We start from the raw sequence: 19,661 nt of genomic DNA, 5'->3' as shown, positions 1-19,661 counted from the left end.
GTCTCTCCCTGTGGTGTCCCGGGCTCGAGTGTGCCCGGCTCCCTGGCCACGACGCTTCCCTCTCGAGGCTGAGATACCCCTGAAGGTTCTCCCTCCCCGGCTGAGATCGTGCTGAGAGCTGACACGCGACCTGCGGAAACCGGCCATGATGAACCTCGTGAAACCTCGGGTGCTGGTGGTCGACGACGAACCGGGCGTGCGCAAGGCGCTGCAACGCGGGCTGCGCGCGGAGGACATGGACGTGGTCACCGCCGCGGACGGCCCCACCGGGCTGCAGCTGGCGAGCACGGGATCCTTCGACGTCATCCTGCTCGACATCATGCTGCCGGGCCTGTCCGGCTACCGCGTGCTGGAGCGGCTGCGCAAGGACGGCGTCATGACGCCGGTGCTGCTCGTCTCGGCCAAGGACGGCGAGATCGACCAGGCCGACGGCCTCGACCTCGGCGCCGATGGCTACCTCGTCAAGCCGTTCTCCTTCGTCGTGCTGGTCGCGCAGGTCCGGGCGACGCTGCGCCGCGCCGGGCCGGAGGCCGGCCGGGGGACGCTGCGGCTCGGCGCGCTGGAGGTCGACCGCGGGCTGCGTCAGGTGCGCTGGAACGACGAGGAGGTCGGGCTCAGCCCGCGGGAGTTCGCGCTGCTCGAGGTGCTCGTCGGCCGGGCCGGCACGGTCGTCACGAAGGACGAGCTGCTGCGCGCGGTCTGGGGTGAGGAGCAGGCCGTGACGCGCAACCTCGTCGAGGTCTACGTCGGGTACGTGCGGCGCAAGCTCGACGCGGTCGGCGCCGGCGCGTTGCTGCGGACGGTGCGCGGGCACGGCTACCTGGCCTCCGACGCGCAGCTCGACGAGGTCATCACCCCGTGATCCCGTGGTGGCGGAGCCGGTCCCTGCAGGTCCGGATCACGGTGCTGGCCGCGACGATCACCCTGGCCTGCCTGCTGGGGCTGGCCACACTCGCGGCGGCGAAGCTGTCACCGCTGCTCATCGGCTCGGTCGACCGCGAGCTTTCCGGCGCCCTCGGCCCGGCGGGCGCCGAGGTGGGCGCCGGGCGGCCCCTATCCGGCGCGGCGCCGGTGACGTTGCGGGTGCTCGACACCGCGGGCGCACCGGTCGACGGCGGGACCCCGGCGGGGCTCTCCCCGGCGGACGTCTCGACGCTCAAGGCCGGCCAGCCGGTCCAGCGCGACGGCGCGCGGTACCTGGGCACGGTCGTCAGCGCGCCCGACGGGTCGCAACGGCTGGTCGTGGCCGGCGCGGGCCTGGTCGGGTTCTCCGCCGCGGTGCACTACGGCGGCGTCTGGCTGGTGGTCGTCGCGTCGGTCGGGGCGCTGGTGGCGGGGCTCGCGACGTGGCTGGTGGTGCGGCTGTCGCTGCGGCCGGTGGCGCGCATGCGGGGTTCGGTGCGCGCGCTGCCGCCGGGGGCGCGGCTGGCGCTGCCGGACTCCCACGACGAGCTGCGCGCGCTGGCGGAGGAGTTCAACGCACTGCTGGAGCGGCAGGAGCAGGCCAGCGACCGGCTCCGGCGCTTCACCGGCGACGCGGCGCACGAGCTGCGGTCGCCGGTCGCGTCCATCCGGGTGCAGGCCGAGGTGGCGGTGACGAACCCGGATCCGGAGCTGTCCCAAGAGACGCTGTCGGACATCCTGACGGAGGCCGAGCGGCTTTCGTCGCTGCTGGACGGGCTGTTGTCGCTGGCCCGGTCGGACGCGGGGGAGGTGCCGCCGGCGTCCCCGGTGGAGCTGGTGAGCGAGGTCCGCGCGGCGGTCGCCCGGCTCCCGGCGGGGGCACCTCAGACGCGGGTGAGCAACGCGGTCGCGCAGGCGTGGGCGTCGTCCGCGCACGCCGAGGTGGAGCTGGTGCTGGACAACCTGCTGCGCAACGCGTGCCGCTACGCGCGCGGCGCGATCGTGGTGTCGGTGCTGGCTTCGCGGTCGTCGGTCCGGGTGGTGGTCGACGACGACGGCCCGGGCATCGCGCCGGAGCACCGCGAGAAGGTGTTCGACCGGTTCTACCGCATCGCGGACGACCGGGCGCGGTCGTCCGGCGGGACGGGACTGGGGCTGGCGATGGTGGCCGAGACGGTGCGACGGCGGGGAGGGCGCGTGCAGGTGGGCGAGTCCCCGGACGGCGGAGCGCGGTTCGTGGTCGTCTGGCGCACGGCCGCGGGCGGCGACGGCTGAGGGCTCGGGGCAAGCGCCCCAATGTGGCCTTCGGTGCGTTCAACGCACCCAAGGCGGCCTTCGGTGCGTTGAACGCAACCAAGGCCACATTGGGGCGGCGGGGCGCGGCCGGAAGTGGGGCTTCCGGGTAGATTCCGGGGCTGTGAACGGTGTGATCGTGGGTGCCGCCCTGGTGCGGGACGGCAAGCTGCTCGCCCAGCAGCGGGCCTGGCCGCCGAAGCACACTGGGCAGTGGGAGCTGCCCGGTGGCCGGGTCGAGGAAGGCGAGTCCGAGGCCTTCGCGCTGGCCCGCGAGTGCAGCGAAGAGCTCGACGTCGTCATCGAGGTCGGGGCGCGCGTGGGGGAGGACGTCCCGCTGCCCGGCGAGAAGGTCCTCCGCATCTACGCCGCGGAGCTCGTCTCACCCGGTGAAGAACCGCGAGCCGTCGAACACACCGCCGTGCGGTGGCTCGGGCCCGACGACCTCGACGACGTCGACTGGCTGCCCGCCGACCGCATCCTGCTTCCCGCCCTGCGCGCGCTGCTCGACCCGAAGCCGTGAATGTCGCATTGAGGGACTTCAAGTCCCTCAATGCGACATTCACGGCCCTTCAACAGGCGCCGATCATCCGCAACGCCGCGTCGAGCCGGTGCGAGCCGCGCTCCCGGGCCCGCTCCGCGCCCGCCTTGCGGACCCGGTCCAGCTCCGCGACGTCGTCGAGCAGAGTTAACGCTCGTTCACGCAGGGGGCGCAGCTCCTCGATCACGGCGTCGGCGACGGCGTCCTTCACCGCTCCGTACGACGAGAACTCCTCCGCCAGGTCCGCCGGCGCGCCACCCCGGCACGCGGCCAGGATCTCCAGCAGGTTCGCCAGCCCCGGGCGGGTGTCCGGGGCGTGCACCGGCACCGTGCCGCCGTCGGTGACCGCGCGGCGGATCTTGCGGCGGATCTGGTCGGGCTCGTCGAGCGCGAACACCACGCCCACCGCGTCACGCGCCGACTTCGACATCTTGCGCGCCGGGTCGGCGAGGTCCTTGACGCGCGCCCCCGCCGGCGGGAGCACCGCCCGGGGGACGGTGAACACGTCGCCGTAGGTGCCGTTGAACCGCTTGGCCAGCGTCCGCGTCAGCTCGACGTGCTGGCGCTGGTCCTCGCCGACCGGCACCTCGTCCGCGCCCTGCAGCAGGATGTCCGCGGCCATCAGCGCCGGGTAGGTCAGCAGCGACAGCCGCACCCCGGCCTGCCCCTTGGACTTTCCATCCATGCCCCCGCCACCGCCCTCAACGGAGGCGCTGCGCGCCGCTGATTTTTCTTTGAACTGGATCATCCGCGCGGCCTCGCCGTAGTTGCAGGTGCACTCCAGGACCCAGGTCAGCGCGCCCAGCTCGCGGGCCAGGTCGGACTGGACGAACACCCGCTCCGGGTCGATCCCGGCGGCGATCAGCACGGCGAGCTGCTCCCTCGCCAGGGATCGGAGTTTCGCCGGGTTGTGCGGGGTCGTCATGCCGTGCAGGTCGGCGACGAAGTACAGGTCGTCCGCGCTGCCCTCACGAGCCCAGCGCCGCACGGCACCGAGGTAGTTGCCGAGGTGGACGTGACCGGAGGGCGTGATGCCCGACAGCTTGCTCATGGTCTTCCTTTCCGAGGGGGGACCACCCCGGAAAAGGCATGAAAAAGGCCGCCCGTCCGGGGCGGCCGCTGGTGATCAGCGCAGGACTAGACGGCCGCCGAGGGCGGCCACCAGTTGGAAGTCTGCGCGTGCATGCGCACCATCCTAGCCCACGCACGTCACCACTTGGCATCGTCCGGACGCGGGAACGCACTCGCGGAGTTACGGTCGTAACCATGTTCGTCGTGCTGCTGACCTACACCGCACCGATCGAAGAGGTCGACCTGGCGCTGCCGGATCACGTCGAGTGGCTGGACCGGCAGTACGAGCGGGGCCTCTTCCTCGCCTCCGGGGCGCGGAAGCCGCGGGTCGGCGGCGTGATCATCACGCGCCCGATGTCCCAGGGGAAGCTGGACGCCATCCTGGCGAGCGACCCGTTCGCGGTGCGGCACCTCGCGAAGTACGAGGTCATCCAGTTCTCGCCGACCAAGACCGCGCCCGCGCTGCGGGAGATCAACGAAGCCATCCCGCACTGAGGTTCCGGACAGCCGGGCCGTGAGACTAGGCCGCGAGGTCGAGCTTCGCCTTCTTGAGCGCCAGCACCGGGCACTTCTTGCACCGCGGCTTCGACCGGCAGCACTTCTTCTTGACCTTGCCGGCCTTCATCAGCTTGCGCACGACCTTCCGCGGGTCTTTCGGCTTCTTGCCCACGCGCACGCACCTTCCGGATCGGCGACGTTCACCGGGTTCCCACGTTAGGTCAGCCTAACCGACGTGGGGGCGTGGGGCCGCTCACAATGGGGTGGCAGGTATCCTGGGTGAGGTCCGCGTGTGACCAGAGCCGGTCACGGGATGCCTGACGGCTTGCGCGGGCCATCCAACCCTTGAAGTTCAGGAGTTCTCGCGTGCCCGCAGCCAGCGCTACCGTCGAAACCGGCCGGCCGACCGGTAAGACCCGGCCCGACCTGCGCAACGTCGCGATCGTCGCCCACGTCGACCACGGCAAGACGACCCTCGTCGACGCGATGCTGCGCCAGTCCGGCGCCTTCGCCGAGCGGGCCGAGCTCGTCGACCGGGTGATGGACTCGGGCGAGCTCGAGCGCGAAAAGGGCATCACGATCCTGGCGAAGAACACCTCGATCCACCGCCAGACGCCCGAGGGCTCGGTGACCATCAACGTCATCGACACCCCCGGCCACGCCGACTTCGGCGGCGAGGTCGAGCGCGGCCTGGCCATGGTCGACGGTGTCGTCCTGCTGGTCGACGCCAGCGAGGGCCCGCTCCCGCAGACCCGCTTCGTGCTGCGCAAGACCCTCGAAGCCGGCCTGCCGGTGATCCTGCTGGTCAACAAGACCGACCGCCCCGACGCCCGGATCGCCGAGGTCGTCGAGGAGACCCACGACCTGCTGCTCGAGCTGGCCAGCGACATCGAAGACGCCGACCACGACGCGATCCTCGACCTCCCGGTCGTCTACGCGTCCGCGCGCGCCGGCAAGGCGAGCCTGGAGCAGCCCGCCGACGGGGAGATCCCCGAGAGCGAGAACCTCGACCCGCTGTTCGACACGCTGCTCCGGCACGTGCCGCCGCCCGCGGCCGACCTCGACGCGCCGCTGCAGGCGCTGGTCACCAACCTCGACGCGTCGAACTTCCTCGGCCGCATCGCGCTGATCCGCATCCACGCCGGCAAGCTCCGCAAGGGCCAGACCGTGGCCTGGATGCGCGAAGACGGCACCGTGCAGAACGTCCGCATCTCCGAGCTGCTGGTCACCGAGGCGCTCACCCGCGTCCCGGCGACCGAGGCCAGCGCGGGCGAGCTCGTCGCCATCGCCGGCATCCCCGAGATCACGATCGGCGACACCCTCGCCGACGCGGACAACCCGGTGGCGCTGCCCCGGATCACCGTCGACGAGCCCGCGATCTCGATGACCATCGGCGTCAACACCTCGCCGCTGGCCGGGCGCAACGGTGGCGACAAGGTCACCGCGCGGCTGGTCAAGGCCCGCCTCGACCAGGAGCTGATCGGTAACGTCAGCATCCGCGTCCTGCCGACCGAGCGCCCCGACACCTGGGAGGTCCAGGGCCGTGGCGAGCTGGCGCTGGCCATCCTGGTCGAGCAGATGCGCCGCGAGGGCTTCGAGCTGACCGTCGGCAAGCCGCAGGTGGTGCTGCGCACGATCGACGGCAAGCTGCACGAGCCGTTCGAGCGCCTCTACATCGACTCGCCGGAGGAGCACCTCGGCGCGATCACCCAGCTCCTGGCCGCGCGCAAGGGCCGCATGGAGGACATGAGCGGCAACGGCACCGGCCGGATCAAGCTGGAGTACGTGCTCCCGTCGCGCGGCCTGATCAGCTTCCGCACCGACTTCCTCACCGAGACCCGCGGCACCGGCATCGCGAACCACGTGTTCGAGGGCTACTTCCCGTGGGCGGGCGAGATCCGCACCCGGCACAGCGGCTCGCTGGTCGCCGACCGCACCGGTCCGGTCACCGCGTACGCGATGATCCAGCTGGCCGACCGCGGCTCGTTCTTCGTCGAGCCGGGCGCCGACGTGTACGAGGGCATGGTCGTGGGCGAGAACCCGCGCTTCGAGGACCTCGACATCAACATCACCAAGGAGAAGAAGCTGACCAACATGCGTCAGTCCTCCGCCGACGTGATGGAGACGCTGGCCCGGCCGCGCAAGATGGGCCTGGAAGAGGCGCTGGAGTTCTGCTCGGTCGACGAGTGCGTCGAGGTCGCGCCGGAGGTCGTCCGGGTCCGCAAGGTCACCCTCGACATCAACACCCGCGCGAAGGAGCGTTCGCGCGCGAAGAGCCGCGACAACGGCTGAATCGGCAGAAATCGCGTAAAGACCTCCCGGCGTACCACGCCGGGAGGTTTTTGCATTGCGTGCCCGTCACCCTCGGTGGATAATCGACCGACGCGAAGTCACGAATTCGACGGTTCTCCTCCTTATATCTTTATAGGGGCATTCGGGGATTCGGCGCCTGGTGTTCACCACCGGGTCGATCCCGTCCCGTGTCCCGCGCGTGTTCGTTCCGCCGTTCCGGAACGGTCCGGGAACCCGGACGGTGTTCCGCGCGTCCTTTTCCATAGCGGCACCGTGGGGCGCCGGGCCCGCCCGATCCGGGTACGGGAATCCCGGTTCCGGCCGCGGACCCGGTCGTGGGAGCATGGCTGACCCGATCGGGGAGATTCTGGGAGGAACGGGGCGTGCGGGTGAATCGCAAGGCGGTGCCGGTGCTGGCGCTCGCGGCCGTGCTGGTCTCCGCCTGCTCGAACACCCCGCCACCGCCGGTGGTGTCCTCGTCGGTCCCGCCCGCCTCGACCACCGGGAAGACGCCGTCGCAGATCGTCGTCGGGGTCGACGACGTGCTCGGCGGGTACAACCCGCACAACCTGGCCGACTCCTCGCAGGTTACGTCCGCGCTGTCGCAGCTGCTGCTGCCCTCGGTGTTCCGGCAGAAGGACGACGGCAGCACCCAGCTCGACAAGAACCTGATGAAGTCCGCCGAGGTGGTCTCCCAGCAGCCGTTCGTGGTCGCCTACGAGATCCGCCCGGACGCCTCCTGGTCCGACGGCGCCCCCATCGCCGCCGAGGACTTCGACTACCTGCGCACCCAGATGCGCGACCAGCCCGGCGTGATCGGGCCGGCGGGCTACCGGCAGATCACCGACCTGCAGTCCCGCGAAGGCGGCAAGCGCGTCGAGGTCACCTTCGCCAAGCCGTACCCCGGCTGGCAGACGCTGTTCTCCGACCTGCTGCCCGCCCACCTGCTCAAGGACGCGCCCGACGGCTGGCGCGGGGCCCTGGCCTCGAACTTCCCGGCCATCGCCGGCCCGTTCTCGATCAAGAGCCTCGACATCGCCCGCGGCGAGGTGATCCTCGAGCGCAACGAGCGCTACTGGGAAAAGCCCGCGGCGATCGACCGGATCGTCCTGCGCCGCTCGGACCAGAACACCCTGCTGGCCGCGCTGCAGAGCGGCAACGACCAGTTCGCGCTGGCCCGGACGACCGGCGACGAGCTCAAGCGGCTCGGCGACCTCGGCCCGGCCGTGCAGCTGCACACCGTGGCCCGGCCGCTGGTCGCCGACGTGCTGCTGCGCCCGGTCAGCGCGACGCTGCACGACACGCAGGTCCGCGCGGGGATCGCCGCGCTGATCGACCGGGGCAAGCTGATCACCGAAGGCGTCAACGGCGGCCCGTCGTCGCAGCTGCACGCCGACGCGCAGGTGACGGCCCCGTCGGTGAAGGGCTACACCGCGACCATCCCGCCCGGCCCGCCCACCGCGCCCGACGTCGCGAAGGCCGAGGAGTCCCTGAAGGCGGCCGGCTACGCCAAGACCGCGGGCACCTGGCGCAAGAACGGCAAGGCGCTCTCGCTGGTCATCGCCTCGCCGGGCACCCAGGAGCCGTACGCGACGATCGCCAAGGAGCTCACCGGCCAGCTCGTCGCGCAGGGCGTCGAGGTCAACGCGATCACGCCGCAGCCGCGCGACCTGTTCAGCGGCCTGCTCGCGATGCCGGTCGCCGCCGGGGTCCAGCAGCCGACCGGCGATTCGGCGGGCAGCGTCGGCATCGACATCGCGGTCGTGCCGCAGGAGGTCGGCGGCGACACGGCTTCGGTGCTCGCGTCGACCTTCGGCTGCCGTCCCGAGCAGACGGCGTCGGGGGCGGACCCGGCGAAACCCGTCGTTCCGGGCAATTCGGCGGGTTTCTGCGACCCGGCGCTGCAGCCGTCGATCGACGCGGTGCTGTCCGGGTCGACCCCGATCGCCGAAGCGCTGACCACTCTTGAGCCTGAACTTTGGCGCCAGAACGTGGTGCTGCCGCTGTTCCAATTGGCTGACACCCTGGCGATCGGTTCGGGCATCTCGGGCGTAACCCCTGGTCCACCGATGGTGGGCCCGTTCGGGTCGGCGGTGAACTGGACTCGCGGCCCGAAGTAATCGCTCGGCTACGCATTCAGTACTACCGGGTGATCTTGACGCACGCCTTCGAGTGGGACCGGATGAATCCGTGAGGTAACCGTCGTATTTCTGGATGTCGGCTGGAAGTCACCCTTTGGTCACGATCGACCCTGAACTGGTGACTGTCGGTGCTTTTCCTTTCTAGCGTGCACCCGCAGTGCGCCAGTTGAGTGTCGCTTGGCGTGTCGTAGGCTCCGGCACCAAACCGGAGCGGTGTGGGTCCTTGTCACAATTCAAGGGCTCAGTGCTAGGAGGGCACACTTCATGAGGAGAACCAAAGCAGTCTCCGCCTTGTCGCTCGTCGCAGGCGCCTCGCTGCTGCTGAGTGCCTGCAGCGGTGGCGACTCGGGCTCGGGCAGCACCGACCAGAACGGGTCGTCGTCCGACGTCAAGTCGATGGCGGTCGGCAAGGCCGAGCAGGGTGACTCGTTCAAGCTCGCGGACGTCAAGGGCTGGGACGGCACGGTCACGGTCGGGATCGACGACGGGTACTCCGGGTACAACAACAACACCCCGGACACCAACAGCTCGTACAACACCTACATCTTGACCACTGTCCTCGAAGACTCGTTCGTCCTCGACGGCAACAACAAGGTGCTGCTCAACAAGGACATGTTCGACTCGGTCGACGTGACCTCCAAGGACCCGCAGGTCGTCACCTACAAGATCCGGCCCAACCTCAAGTGGTCGGACAACGAGGCGTTCGACTGCAAGGACCTGTACCTGAACTGGCTGTCGCAGAGCGGCCAGGCGAAGGGCACGGACGGCAAGAACCCGTTCAACGCCGCTTCGACCACCGGTTACGACAAGATCAAGACCGCCACCTGCAAGGACAACCTGACCTTCGAGACGGACTACAGCGAGCCGTACCTCGACTACAAGGGCCTGTTCAGCGGCGTCTCGATCCTGCCGGCGCACATCCTCGAGAAGCAGACCGGCATCCCGGACATCACCAAGCTGGCGCCGACCGGCGACCCGGCCCTGCTGTCCAAGGCCGGCGACTTCTGGACGAACAAGTGGAAGGGCTTCGACAAGGCCCTCATGCCGGCCTCCGGCCCGTACATGATCGACTCGTTCGACGCCAACCAGAAGTCCGTCACGCTCGTGAAGAACCCGAACTGGGCGGGCGGCAAGGGCGGCCCGGCCAAGATCGTGGTCCGCGCCATGGAAGACACCAAGGCGATGGCGACCGCGCTGCAGAACGGTGAGATCGACGTCGCGGCGTCGACCCAGCCGGACGCCACCGCGGCCACCACGATGAAGGGCCTCGCGGCGCAGGGCGTGACCTACGGTTCGGCCGCGCAGCTGACCTACGAGCACCTCGACCTGCAGTTCAACCGCATGTTCAAGGACGACGCGCTCCGCAAGGCGTTCTTCGAGGTCGTCGACCGCAAGGCGATCACCGACAAGCTGCTCAAGGAAGTCCAGGCCGACGCGGCCCCGCTGAACTCGATCGTGTTCTTCCAGGGTGAAGAGGGCTACACCGACCTCTACGGCAGCAAGGCCGGCCTGGGTGCCGAGGCGGCGGCGAAGACGCTGACCGACGCGGGCTGGGCCAAGGGCGCCGACGGCATCTTCGCCAAGGGCGGCCAGCGGGCTTCGTTCAAGATCACGCACAACCAGAACGCCCGCCGCAGCCAGACCGTCGAGATCATCATCTCGCAGGCCAAGGCGGCCGGTATCGAGGTCAAGGACGAGACCGACGCCAACTTCCTCAAGGGTGGCCGCGTCTCGACCGGTGACTACGACATCGCGCTGTTCGGCTGGTCCTCGGCGCCGTTCAAGTCGCAGTCGCGGTCGATCTACGTCTGCCCGGACAAGGGTGGCGACCAGAACTACCAGAACCTCTGCGACCCGAAGATCGACGAGTCGTTCAACGCCGCGGTGAAGGCGACCGACGAGTCCGTCAAGACGCAGAGCTACCAGGCCGCCGACAAGGCGATCGCGGACAAGTACGCGACCATGCCGCTGTTCCAGACGCCGAGCATGTGGGCGTTCAAGGGCATCGACCGCGTGTACATGCAGTCCTACAACGGTGTCCTGTGGAACGCCGGCGAGTGGGAAAAGAAGTAAGCAGGGCCTAGCCCCGCAGCTTCTTTCCCCTCGTTCCAGATGACCTGGGAGGTACCGGGGCCCGGCCACGAGCCGGGCCCCGGTACCCACCGGAAGTAGCTGTTGACCGTAGGGTTACCCCCACTACGGTAGACAACCGGGTAGCGGTCCAGCGCACTTCTGAAGACCAGGCCCGGATGAGGAGCAGTTCGTTGAACCTGGTGATCTACATCCTTCGCCGTCTGGCGATATCGATTCCCGTCCTGCTGGTCGGGACCTTTTTGTCGTTCGTGATGGTCGCCGCCACCGGTGACCCGCTGGGCGAGCTCCGCAACAACCCGCAGCTGAGCAAGGACGCGATCGACGCGCTCTCCCACAAGCTCGGGCTGGACCAGGGCATCGTGCCGCGCTACTTCAGCTGGCTCGGGGACTTCCTGTCGGGTGACTGGGGCACGTCCATCGCGCAGGGCAACGCGCTGCAGCCGGTCGCGCCGAAGGTCCTGGCGGCGTTCGGCGTCACGTTCAAGCTGGTCGTCGGGGCCGAGATCCTCGCGCTGATCATCGGCATCATCGTCGGCGTGCTCGCCGCGGTGAAGCAGTACTCGATCGTCGACTACCTCGCCACGACGCTGGCCTTCCTGCTGTTCTCGATGCCGATCTTCTGCATCGCGATCGTGCTGAAGAACTACGCGATCGAGATCAACGGCTGGGTCCGGGACCTCGGCCTGCAGGACGTCCTCGGCAATCCATGGCTACGCACGACCAGCCCGGAACAGCTGAAAACGGACGGCGTCGGGGACTTCATAACGAGCACGATCGGTGCCTACCTGCTGCCGACGCTGTCGATCATGGCGATCAGCTTCGCCGCGTACAGCCGGTTCCAGCGGGCCTCGATGCTCGAAGTGATGAACTCCGACTACGTGCGCACCGCCCGGGCCAAGGGCCTCGCGAACGGCCGGGTCATCTTCCGGCACGCGTTCCGCAACGCCCTGATCCCCGTGACCACGCTGTTCTCGGTGAACTTCGGGTCGGTCCTCGCCGGCGCGATCATCACCGAAACGGTGTTCAACTGGCACGGTATGGGCACGTTGCTGGTGGAAGCCGTCAACAAGAACGACACCCAGGTGATGATGGGCTGGCTCGTGGTCATCGCCACCAGCGTGATCGTCGCCAACCTGATCGCCGACCTGGTGTACGGCATCCTGGACCCGAGGATTCGCGTTGGCTGACTTGAACTCCCTTCTCGCGAGCGAAACCGCGACCAAGGACGGCACCCTCCCGCCGGAAGCGCTGCCGGAACCCCGGAGCCAGGGCAAGCTGGTGCTCCGGAAGTTCCTGCACCACAAGCTGGCGATGGCGTCGACCGCGGTGCTGGTGCTGATCATCCTGCTCAGCATCATCCTGCCGATCTTCTGGAAGCACAGCTACGAGGACAGCTCCTTCCCGTCCTTCGCCAAGCCGAACGGCGACTTCCCGCTCGGCACCACGCAGGTCGGCAAGGACATGGTGTCGCAGATCCTGCGCGGCACCCAGTTCTCGCTGCTCATCGCGCTCACGGTGTCGATCCTGTCGACCGTGGTCGGCGTGGTGCTCGGCGCGCTGGCCGGCTACCTGCGCCGGTTCACCGACTCGGCGGTCTCGCGGGTGACGGACCTGTTCCTGATCATCCCGCAGATCGCCGCGGCGGCGATCCTGGCGAAGGTGTTCGGGAGCGGCTCCTGGTACATCGTCGCGCTGGTGCTGGCGGCGTTCGGCTGGATGCAGATCGCCCGGATCACCCGCGCCGAAGCGATGTCGCTGTCCCAGCGCGAGTTCGTCGACGCGGCTCGCGCTTCGGGTGCCGGCACGTTCCGGATCATCTTCAAGCACCTGGTGCCGAACATGGTCGGCAGCATCACGGTCAACGCGACCCTCGCGGTCGCGCAGGCCGTGCTGGCGGAAGCCGCGCTGTCGTTCATCGGCCTCGGTGTCCAGCTGCCGGACACCTCGCTCGGCCGCGTCATCCTGGAGAACTACGCCCAGCTGCAGACGCGGCCGGCGCTGTTCTTCGGGCCGTTCGTCGTGCTCGTGCTGATTTCACTGACGATCAACTTCATCGGTGACGGTCTTCGCGACGCCTTCGACCCGCGACAGCGGAGAATGAAGGCCTGAACGCCGACGCGGGGGTGACCGGTTCCGGTCGCCCCCGCGTCCGTTTGCGCGAGGGATCGCCGGACCTGGGGGTTTCGGATGAATCTCGTGCTCTACGTGCTCCGCCGGCTGGCCATCTCCGTCCCGGTCCTGCTGCTCGGCACGTTCCTCTGCTTCGTCATGGTGGCCAACACCGGCGACCCGCTCGGGGAGCTGCGCAACAAGCCGGGGATCAATCCCCAGGCCATCGCCGAAACCGAGCACCAGCTGGGGCTCGACCAGAGCGTCGTCGCGCGGTACTTCACCTGGCTCGGCCACTTCCTCAGCGGCGACTGGGGTATCTCCGTCGCGCAGGGCAACGCCTTCCAGCCGGTGGCGCCGAAGGTGCTGGCGGCCTTCAAGGTGACGCTCGAGCTGGTGCTGGCGGCGTCGATCCTGGCCCTGGTCTTCGGCGTGCTGGTCGGGGTCCTCGCGGCGGTCAAGCAGTACTCGATCTGGGACTACCTCGCGACGACGCTGGCGTTCCTGATGTTCTCGATGCCGATCTTCTGCATCGCCATCGTCCTCAAGGGTTACGCGATCCGCCTCAACGGCTGGGTGCGGCAGCTGGGCCTGGCCGACGTCCTCGGCGACCCGTGGCTGCGCACGACGAGCCCGGAGAGCCTCTCGGCGACCGGCGTCGGCGACGCGCTCGCGAAGTACGTCGGCGCGTTCCTGTTGCCGACCCTGTCCATCATGGCCATCACGTTCGCCGCCTACAGCCGGTTCCAGCGGGCGTCGATGCTGGAGGTCCTGGGCGCCGACTACGTCCGCACGGCGCGCGCCAAGGGCGTCTCGAACAGCCGCGTGATCTGGCGGCACGCCTTCCGCAACGCGCTGATCCCGGTGATGACGCTGTTTTCGGTCAACTTCGGCGCCACGGTGACCGGCGCGATCATCACGGAGACGGTCTTCAACTGGCACGGCATGGGCACGCTGCTGGTGGAGGCGGTCAACAAGAACGACCCCCAGGTGCTGATGGGCTGGCTGGTGGTGATCGCGGCGAGCGTCGTGGTGGCGAACCTGGTGGCCGACCTGATGTACGGCATCCTGGATCCCCGCATCCGCGTGGGCTGAAAGCGCCCCAATGTGGCGTTGGTTGCGTCAGACGCACCCAATGTGGCGTTCGGTGCGTCAGACGCACCGAACGCCACATTGGGGCGCTTGGGGCCCTGGAACGCGGAAGGGCCCCATCCGGCGCTCGGGTGGGGCCCTTCGCGTGAAGAGGGGTCAGTCGGCGACGGGGGCCAGCTTGCCGGCCTCCCAGGCCGCGCGGCGCTCGGCCTGCAGCACCGGGTCCGCGACCGGCGCCGCCGACAGCAGGCGGCGCGTGTAGTCCTGCTGCGGCGAGTGCAGCACCTGGTCGCGCGTGCCGATCTCGACCAGCTTGCCGTGCTGCATCACCGCGACGCGGTCGGCGAGCAGGTCGACCACCGCCAGGTCGTGGCTGATGAACAGGCACGCGAACTGCAGCGACTGCTGCAGGTCGAGGAACAGGTCCAGCACGCGGGCCTGCACCGACACGTCCAGCGCCGACGTCGGCTCGTCCGCGATGAGCAGCGCCGGGTCCAGGGACAGCGCCCGGGCGATGGCCACGCGCTGGCGCTGGCCGCCGGAAAGCTCGTGCGGGTAGCGGTTCATGTAGTGCCCGCCCAGCTCGACCTTGTCGAGCAGCGACCGCACGCGGGCCGACAGCTCCTTGCCGGCCAGCACCTTGTGCAGCACCATCGGCTCGGCGATCGACTCGCCGATCGTCATCTTCGGGTCCAGAGTGGACGCCGGGTCCTGGAACACGATCGAGAAGTACCGGCGAAGCGGGCGAAGCTCCTTCGCCGACATCTTCGTGATGTCCTTGCCGGCGATCGCGATGGTGCCCTCGGTGGCCTGGAGCAGGCCGACGGCGCAGCGGCCGACGGTCGTCTTGCCCGAGCCGGACTCGCCCACCAGGCCGACGATCTCGCCCTTGGCGATGCTCAGCGAGACGTCGTCCACCGCGCGGTTCTTGCCCTGACCGCGACGGCCCGGGTACTCGAGCACCAGGTTCTTGATCTCGAGGGCCGGCGCGGCCTCCTCGATCACGGCCTCGAGCTCGGCGTCGGCCAGCCGGATCTCCTCGGCGATCTTGGCCGCCTCGGTGCTGTCGGAGGCGATCCCGGAGTCGTCGAGCAGACGGCGCCCCTCGGGGCGCTGGCCGAGCACCGGCACCGCGGCCAGCAGCCGCCGGGTGTAGTCCTCCTTCGGCGACGCGAACAGCTCGCGCGACGGGGCCTCTTCGACGATCTCGCCCTGGTACATCACGATGACGCGGTCGGCCATGTCGGCGACGACGCCCATGTCGTGGGTGATCAGCACGATCGCCGTGTCGAGGGTGTCCCGCAGCTTGCGCAGCAGGCCGAGGATCTCCGCCTGCACGGTGACGTCGAGCGCGGTGGTCGGCTCGTCGGCGATGATCACCTTCGGGTCGCAGGAGATCGCCATGGCGATCACGACGCGCTGGCGAAGACCGCCCGAGAGCTGGTGCGGGTACTGCTTGAACCGCAGCTCCGGGTTCGGGATGCCGACCATGTCGAGCAGCTCGACCGCGCGCTTGTCCGCGGCGGCCTTGGAGATGTCCAGGTGCGAGCGCAGGGCCTCGCGCAGCTGCCAGCCGATCGTGTAGACCGGGTTCAGCGCGGTCATCGGCTCCTGGAAGATCATCGCGACCTGGTTGCCGCGGATCTTCTGCATGTCCTTTTCTTTGAGGTCCGCCAGGTTGCGCTCGCCGAGGCGCAGCTCGCCGGCGATCCGGCTGGTCTTGGGCAGCAGGCCCAGCACCGACATCGACGTGACGGACTTGCCGGACCCGGACTCCCCGACCACGGCGACGATCTCGCCGGGCTGCACGTCGAACCCGATGCCCTTGACGGCGTCGACGACACCGTCCTCGGTCTGGAACGACACGCTGAGGTCGGAGATCGACAGGACCGAACCGGACACGCCGGCGACGTCCGCCGAAGTTGCTTCAGTGCTCACCAAGATGCCCTTCGTGGGGGTACAGACGATCGCGACGCGGCGGTCGCGACTCGCGCGAGGATAACCGAGGGTGTCCCCGACGAAGGTCGGAGCACGGGAATTACGCTCAACCCGTGATCTCCCCGGTACCGCGCAGGCTGCTGCTCGTCCACGCCCATCCCGACGACGAGAGCATCACCACCGGCGCCACGATCGCACGATACGCCGCCGAAGGTGCCGAAGTGACCGTCGTGACCTGCACGCTCGGCGAAGAGGGCGAGATCATGGCCGGTCTGCCGGAGCTGGCCGGGCTGGGCGCCTGGGCGGCCGACCAGCTGGGCGGCTACCGCGTCGCCGAGCTGAAGGCCGCGTGCGCCGCGCTGGGGGTGTCACGGCATCGTTATCTGGGCGGGATCGGCCGGTGGCGCGATTCGGGCATGGCGGGCACGCCGTCGGCCGCGCACCCGCGGGCGTTCACCGGGGGGAGCGCCGAGGAGCAGGCCGCGCAGCTGGCGGAGATCCTCGACGAGGTGCGACCCCAGGTCGTCGTCACGTACGACTCCTTCGGCGGCTACGGCCACCCCGACCACATCCGCGCCCACGAGATCACCATGGCCGCGGCCCCGCGCGCGGAGTCGGTGGCGCGGGTGTTCCACGTCGTCACGTCGAGTGACGCGATGCGCACCGGGCTGGCCACGCTGCGGTCCGGCGAGACCGCGTATCCCGTGCCGGCCGACGACGAGCTGCCCGTGACGCCGGACGAGGAGATCACGACGACGCTCGACGTCGCCGCGTACGTCCCGGCGAAGCTGGCCGCCCTCCGTGCGCACGCGACGCAGCTGGCCGTGGTCGAGGGCGACGTCCCGTACTTCGCGCTGACGAACGAGCTCGCCCAGCCGATCCCGGCGCGCGACTCCTTCGTGCTGGCCCACGGCCCGGCCGACGGCGCGGCGGACGACCTGTTCGGCGGGCTGTGACGGTGCCCGAGCCGCTGACCGGGGAGCAGAGGCTGTTCCTGCTGCTGCTCGCCCTCGACACGGTGCTGCTGGGCGTGCTGGAGCTGTTCTTCCTGCCGCTGCGGATCGGCGTCGTGCCGCTGCCGCTGATGGTCGTCGTCGGCGCCGTCACCACGCCGTGGCTGGTGTCGACGACGGCGAAGCTGGTGCGGCCCGGGCTTTCGTGGGTACCCCTGGCGGTGTGGGTGGTCGTCGTGTTCGGCGTCGGCCTGCTGGGCCCGGGCGGTGACCTGGTGCTGATCCAGGACTGGCGGGCGCTGGTCCTGCTCGGCGCGAGTGCGCTGCCGGGCGCGCTGGTGCTCGGCGGCGGGCTGGGCCGCGCCGCCGCGGGAAGGAGTCCGGAACGTGGGTGAAGCGATCTCCGACCGTCAGGTCGTGGCCGTGCTGCGGCCGTTCGTGCGGGCGTGCGGGCCGATGCTCGACGCGCTGCGCGAGTCCGACCCGTTCGGCCTGCAGGCACGCGCGGCCGACGACCTCGCCGAGGTCGAGTCCGGGCTGAAGGCGAAGCTGATCCACGGCGTGACGTCGGTGAAGGTGCCGGGCACGGCGGCGTGGGCGCGCATGACGGGCTACGACCGGTCGAGCTGGTGGATGAACCGCGTCGGCCGGTTCACGGCGCTGCTGACGTCGATCCCGGGCCTGGGCGGCGCGCTGGCCGACCGGCTGCCGGTGCAGGACACGCTCGGCGCGGCCTCGCAAGGGCTGCTGCTGTGCGCGATCGCCGGCGAGTACGGCGTGACGGACGTGGGCACGCGGGTCCGGCTGATCGCGTGGGTGCTGTTCGAGCGCGAGATCGACGCCGACCTCGCGGCGGGCAAGCACCCGGAGCACGACGAAGCGGCGGAGGCAGACGAAGCGGCGAGGCTCACCGAAGAGCTGACGGCGTCGGAGAAGAAGCACGGCAAGGCGACGGTGAAGGCGGCAGGCCGCACGCTGTGGCGGCTCGGCCGCGGACTGCTCGGGATCACGGAGGAGCTCGAGAAGCGCCCGCGCGGCAACCTGTTCCACCGGGCGCTCGGCCTGCTGCCGGTCGTGGGTGCGGCGGGGGACTACCTCGGGGAGCGCTCGGGGCTGCGCGTGGTCTGGAAGCGGGCGCACGCGTGGCTGACCGAGCACCGCACGTGATCCCGCGCGGTGCCCGGTCCGCGCCTCAGTTCCAGAACTGGAAGACGCTGAACCCGATCTGGGCACCGTCCACGTAGCCGCCGAAGGCGCCGAAGATCGCGTACGAGCCTTCCCACAGGGCCGTGTTCGCCGGGCGGAAGAACCACAGGACCGCGAACAGGATGATCGGCGCCCACGGGCGCACCTTGGCGCCGAGTTCGCGGGCCCGCGGCGGGAGGTACGGCTCGATCGCGCCCCAGCCGTCGAGGCCCGGGATCGGGAGGATGTTCAACAGGAACGTCACGATCTGGAGCAGCGCCAGGTAGGACATCGCGATCACCAGGCCGCCCGCCATCGGGACCAGCGACACCACCAGGGCCAGCGCCGCGCCGACCGCGAGGTTGCTCAGCGGCCCGGCCAGCGACACCCACGACGACGTCCCGCGGGACTTCAGCGCGCCGCGGTTGATCCAGACCGCGCCGCCGGGGAGCGGGATGCCGCCGATGATCAGGAAGATCAGCGGCAGGATGATCGACAGGACGGGGTCGGTGTACTTCCGCACGTCCAGCGTCAGGTAACCCTTGTGGGCGACGCTGTAGTCACCGCCGCGGTAGGCGACCATCGCGTGGCCGAACTCGTGCAGCGACAGCGACGCCACCCAGCCGGCGGCGACGAAGATCACGACCCCGGCGATGAGCAGCGGGTCGCGGTCGCGGACGAAAACGGTGTTGATGTCACCGAACGCGGCCATCGCGCCACCGGCGACGGTGAGCGCGAGGATGCCGAGGAAGACCGGGCTGGGACGCACTGCTGACTTCTGCACGCTTCCAGTCTTCCGTATGCCCGGTGTGAAGTTACCGGCGTGTCCCCTTGCGCGGTCGGGCCCGAACGTCCCCCGAACTCGCTACTCCGCTTGACCTGACCGCACTACACGGGTGTAATCACAGTGATGTCATTCGTTGTCGAGGGGACAGCGAGTGTCGTTTCACCACCGCCAGCCTGGGGAGTGCTAGGGAGCGAGGAGGCGGACGTGCGGTTGGAAGCCGATGGTAAGGAATGGGGGCACGTCATGAGTTGGGGCGAGATCCCGGAGCAGGCTCTGGGAGATCTCACCGAGCTCATCGATGCCACCGAGGAAGAGCAGGATTGGCAGGAGCGCGCCCTGTGCGCGCAGACGGACCCGGAGGCGTTCTTCCCCGAGAAGGGCGGCTCCACCCGTGAAGCCAAGCGGATCTGCCTGGGCTGCGAGGTCAAGGACGAGTGCCTTGAGTACGCGCTGGCCAAGGACGAACGCTTCGGCATCTGGGGCGGTCTGTCCGAGCGGGAGCGCCGGAAGCTGAAGAAACGAGCGATCTAGGGAGAGGTGTGTTCGCGGAACGCGCGAACCATGATCGCTCGTTTCAGTGCCTTCTGGGGGTGCAACCCCCAGACCCCGCCCGGGGGCAAGCCCCCGGACCCCCGCCGTGGTCGCGTTGAGCGCGCAGCTTCGGCTTCGGCAGTTGTCTTGATCGTTCGCCCACGCGGTTCCACTGCGTGGGCGCACGGCGTGGGTTCACCATCGGGTGACGGACCGGGGCCGTAGGGTGGCCG

At 69.5% G+C, this 19,661-nt stretch carries 18 protein-coding genes; 14 read left to right on the top strand and 4 right to left on the bottom strand.

Annotation, left to right across the window (positions count from 1 at the left end; all coding sequences use genetic code 11):
- Nucleotides 1-145 precede the first annotated feature (145 nt).
- From ACZ4TR_RS23195 to ACZ4TR_RS23185, 3 genes are all read left to right on the top strand, one after another.
- Nucleotides 146-862, top strand: coding sequence for a response regulator transcription factor (locus ACZ4TR_RS23195; RefSeq protein WP_465288942.1), 717 nt, complete (start codon nucleotides 146-148; stop codon nucleotides 860-862).
- The gene (locus tag ACZ4TR_RS23190) at nucleotides 859-2,178 is read left to right on the top strand and encodes a sensor histidine kinase (protein WP_465288941.1); all 1,320 of its coding nucleotides are present in this window, start codon (nucleotides 859-861) and stop codon (nucleotides 2,176-2,178) included. Before ACZ4TR_RS23195 ends, ACZ4TR_RS23190 begins: the two co-directional genes overlap by 4 nt.
- Before the next feature lie 142 nt (nucleotides 2,179-2,320).
- Entirely contained in the window at nucleotides 2,321-2,719 is a 399-nt protein-coding gene (locus ACZ4TR_RS23185; protein WP_465288940.1) for a (deoxy)nucleoside triphosphate pyrophosphohydrolase, read from the top strand.
- A 49-nt stretch (nucleotides 2,720-2,768) separates the two neighbouring features.
- Here ACZ4TR_RS23185 and trpS read toward each other — a convergent pair whose 3' ends face one another.
- Entirely contained in the window at nucleotides 2,769-3,788 is a 1,020-nt protein-coding gene (trpS, locus tag ACZ4TR_RS23180) for a tryptophan--tRNA ligase (protein WP_465288939.1), read from the bottom strand.
- Between the two features lie 215 nt (nucleotides 3,789-4,003).
- Between trpS and ACZ4TR_RS23175 the strand changes: the two genes are divergently transcribed.
- Nucleotides 4,004-4,303: a YciI family protein gene (locus tag ACZ4TR_RS23175; protein WP_465288938.1), complete on the top strand. Its 300-nt coding sequence runs from the start codon at nucleotides 4,004-4,006 to the stop codon at nucleotides 4,301-4,303.
- A 25-nt stretch (nucleotides 4,304-4,328) separates the two neighbouring features.
- Here ACZ4TR_RS23175 and ACZ4TR_RS23170 read toward each other — a convergent pair whose 3' ends face one another.
- Nucleotides 4,329-4,478 carry a hypothetical protein gene (locus ACZ4TR_RS23170; RefSeq protein ID WP_167455137.1) on the bottom strand — a complete coding sequence of 50 codons (150 nt, stop codon included), beginning with the start codon at nucleotides 4,476-4,478 and terminating at the stop codon, nucleotides 4,329-4,331.
- Between the two features lie 194 nt (nucleotides 4,479-4,672).
- Between ACZ4TR_RS23170 and typA the strand changes: the two genes are divergently transcribed.
- From typA to ACZ4TR_RS23140, 6 genes are all read left to right on the top strand, one after another.
- On the top strand, nucleotides 4,673-6,598 hold the full coding sequence (gene typA, locus ACZ4TR_RS23165; protein ID WP_465288937.1) for a translational GTPase TypA: 1,926 nt from the start codon (nucleotides 4,673-4,675) through the stop codon (nucleotides 6,596-6,598).
- Nucleotides 6,599-6,981: 383 nt separating this feature from the next.
- Complete coding sequence (locus ACZ4TR_RS23160; protein ID WP_465288936.1) at nucleotides 6,982-8,718, top strand: ABC transporter family substrate-binding protein; 1,737 nt, start codon at nucleotides 6,982-6,984, stop codon at nucleotides 8,716-8,718.
- Between the two features lie 285 nt (nucleotides 8,719-9,003).
- Nucleotides 9,004-10,812 carry an ABC transporter family substrate-binding protein gene (locus ACZ4TR_RS23155; protein ID WP_364526341.1) on the top strand — a complete coding sequence of 603 codons (1,809 nt, stop codon included), beginning with the start codon at nucleotides 9,004-9,006 and terminating at the stop codon, nucleotides 10,810-10,812.
- Between the two features lie 191 nt (nucleotides 10,813-11,003).
- Nucleotides 11,004-12,020, top strand: a complete 1,017-nt coding sequence (locus ACZ4TR_RS23150; RefSeq protein ID WP_364526343.1) for an ABC transporter permease — start codon at nucleotides 11,004-11,006, stop codon at nucleotides 12,018-12,020.
- Nucleotides 12,013-12,942, top strand: coding sequence for an ABC transporter permease (locus ACZ4TR_RS23145; RefSeq protein WP_465288935.1), 930 nt, complete (start codon nucleotides 12,013-12,015; stop codon nucleotides 12,940-12,942). Before ACZ4TR_RS23150 ends, ACZ4TR_RS23145 begins: the two co-directional genes overlap by 8 nt.
- A 78-nt stretch (nucleotides 12,943-13,020) precedes the next feature.
- The gene (locus ACZ4TR_RS23140) at nucleotides 13,021-14,037 is read left to right on the top strand and encodes an ABC transporter permease (RefSeq protein ID WP_465288934.1); all 1,017 of its coding nucleotides are present in this window, start codon (nucleotides 13,021-13,023) and stop codon (nucleotides 14,035-14,037) included.
- Between the two features lie 153 nt (nucleotides 14,038-14,190).
- Here the strand turns inward: ACZ4TR_RS23140 and ACZ4TR_RS23135 are convergent, their stop codons facing one another.
- Nucleotides 14,191-15,972: an ABC transporter ATP-binding protein gene (locus ACZ4TR_RS23135; protein WP_465288933.1), complete on the bottom strand. Its 1,782-nt coding sequence runs from the start codon at nucleotides 15,970-15,972 to the stop codon at nucleotides 14,191-14,193.
- Nucleotides 15,973-16,085: 113 nt separating this feature from the next.
- Between ACZ4TR_RS23135 and mshB the strand changes: the two genes are divergently transcribed.
- Genes mshB through ACZ4TR_RS23120 form a run of 3 tightly spaced genes read left to right on the top strand, consistent with a single transcriptional unit; the run spans nucleotide 16,086 to nucleotide 18,092 of the window.
- The gene (mshB, locus tag ACZ4TR_RS23130) at nucleotides 16,086-16,928 is read left to right on the top strand and encodes an N-acetyl-1-D-myo-inositol-2-amino-2-deoxy-alpha-D-glucopyranoside deacetylase (protein WP_465288932.1); all 843 of its coding nucleotides are present in this window, start codon (nucleotides 16,086-16,088) and stop codon (nucleotides 16,926-16,928) included.
- On the top strand, nucleotides 16,925-17,320 hold the full coding sequence (locus tag ACZ4TR_RS23125; protein ID WP_465288931.1) for a hypothetical protein: 396 nt from the start codon (nucleotides 16,925-16,927) through the stop codon (nucleotides 17,318-17,320). Before mshB ends, ACZ4TR_RS23125 begins: the two co-directional genes overlap by 4 nt.
- Nucleotides 17,313-18,092 carry a hypothetical protein gene (locus ACZ4TR_RS23120; protein ID WP_364524931.1) on the top strand — a complete coding sequence of 260 codons (780 nt, stop codon included), beginning with the start codon at nucleotides 17,313-17,315 and terminating at the stop codon, nucleotides 18,090-18,092. The genes ACZ4TR_RS23125 and ACZ4TR_RS23120 overlap by 8 nt, the downstream gene beginning before the upstream one ends.
- A 25-nt stretch (nucleotides 18,093-18,117) precedes the next feature.
- Here the strand turns inward: ACZ4TR_RS23120 and ACZ4TR_RS23115 are convergent, their stop codons facing one another.
- A complete protein-coding gene (locus ACZ4TR_RS23115) occupies nucleotides 18,118-18,879 on the bottom strand; it encodes a site-2 protease family protein (protein ID WP_465288990.1) in 762 nt (253 codons plus the stop codon).
- Between the two features lie 261 nt (nucleotides 18,880-19,140).
- On the opposite strand from ACZ4TR_RS23115, the gene ACZ4TR_RS23110 reads away from it, so the two are divergent.
- Nucleotides 19,141-19,428 (top strand): WhiB family transcriptional regulator, encoded by a 288-nt coding sequence (locus tag ACZ4TR_RS23110; RefSeq protein WP_364524949.1) that lies wholly within the window; start codon nucleotides 19,141-19,143, stop codon nucleotides 19,426-19,428.
- Nucleotides 19,429-19,661: the final 233 nt, after the last annotated feature.

This window comes from Amycolatopsis sp. NPDC028719 (assembly GCF_055565395.1).
This window is presented reverse-complemented; position numbering and strand designations above follow the sequence as displayed.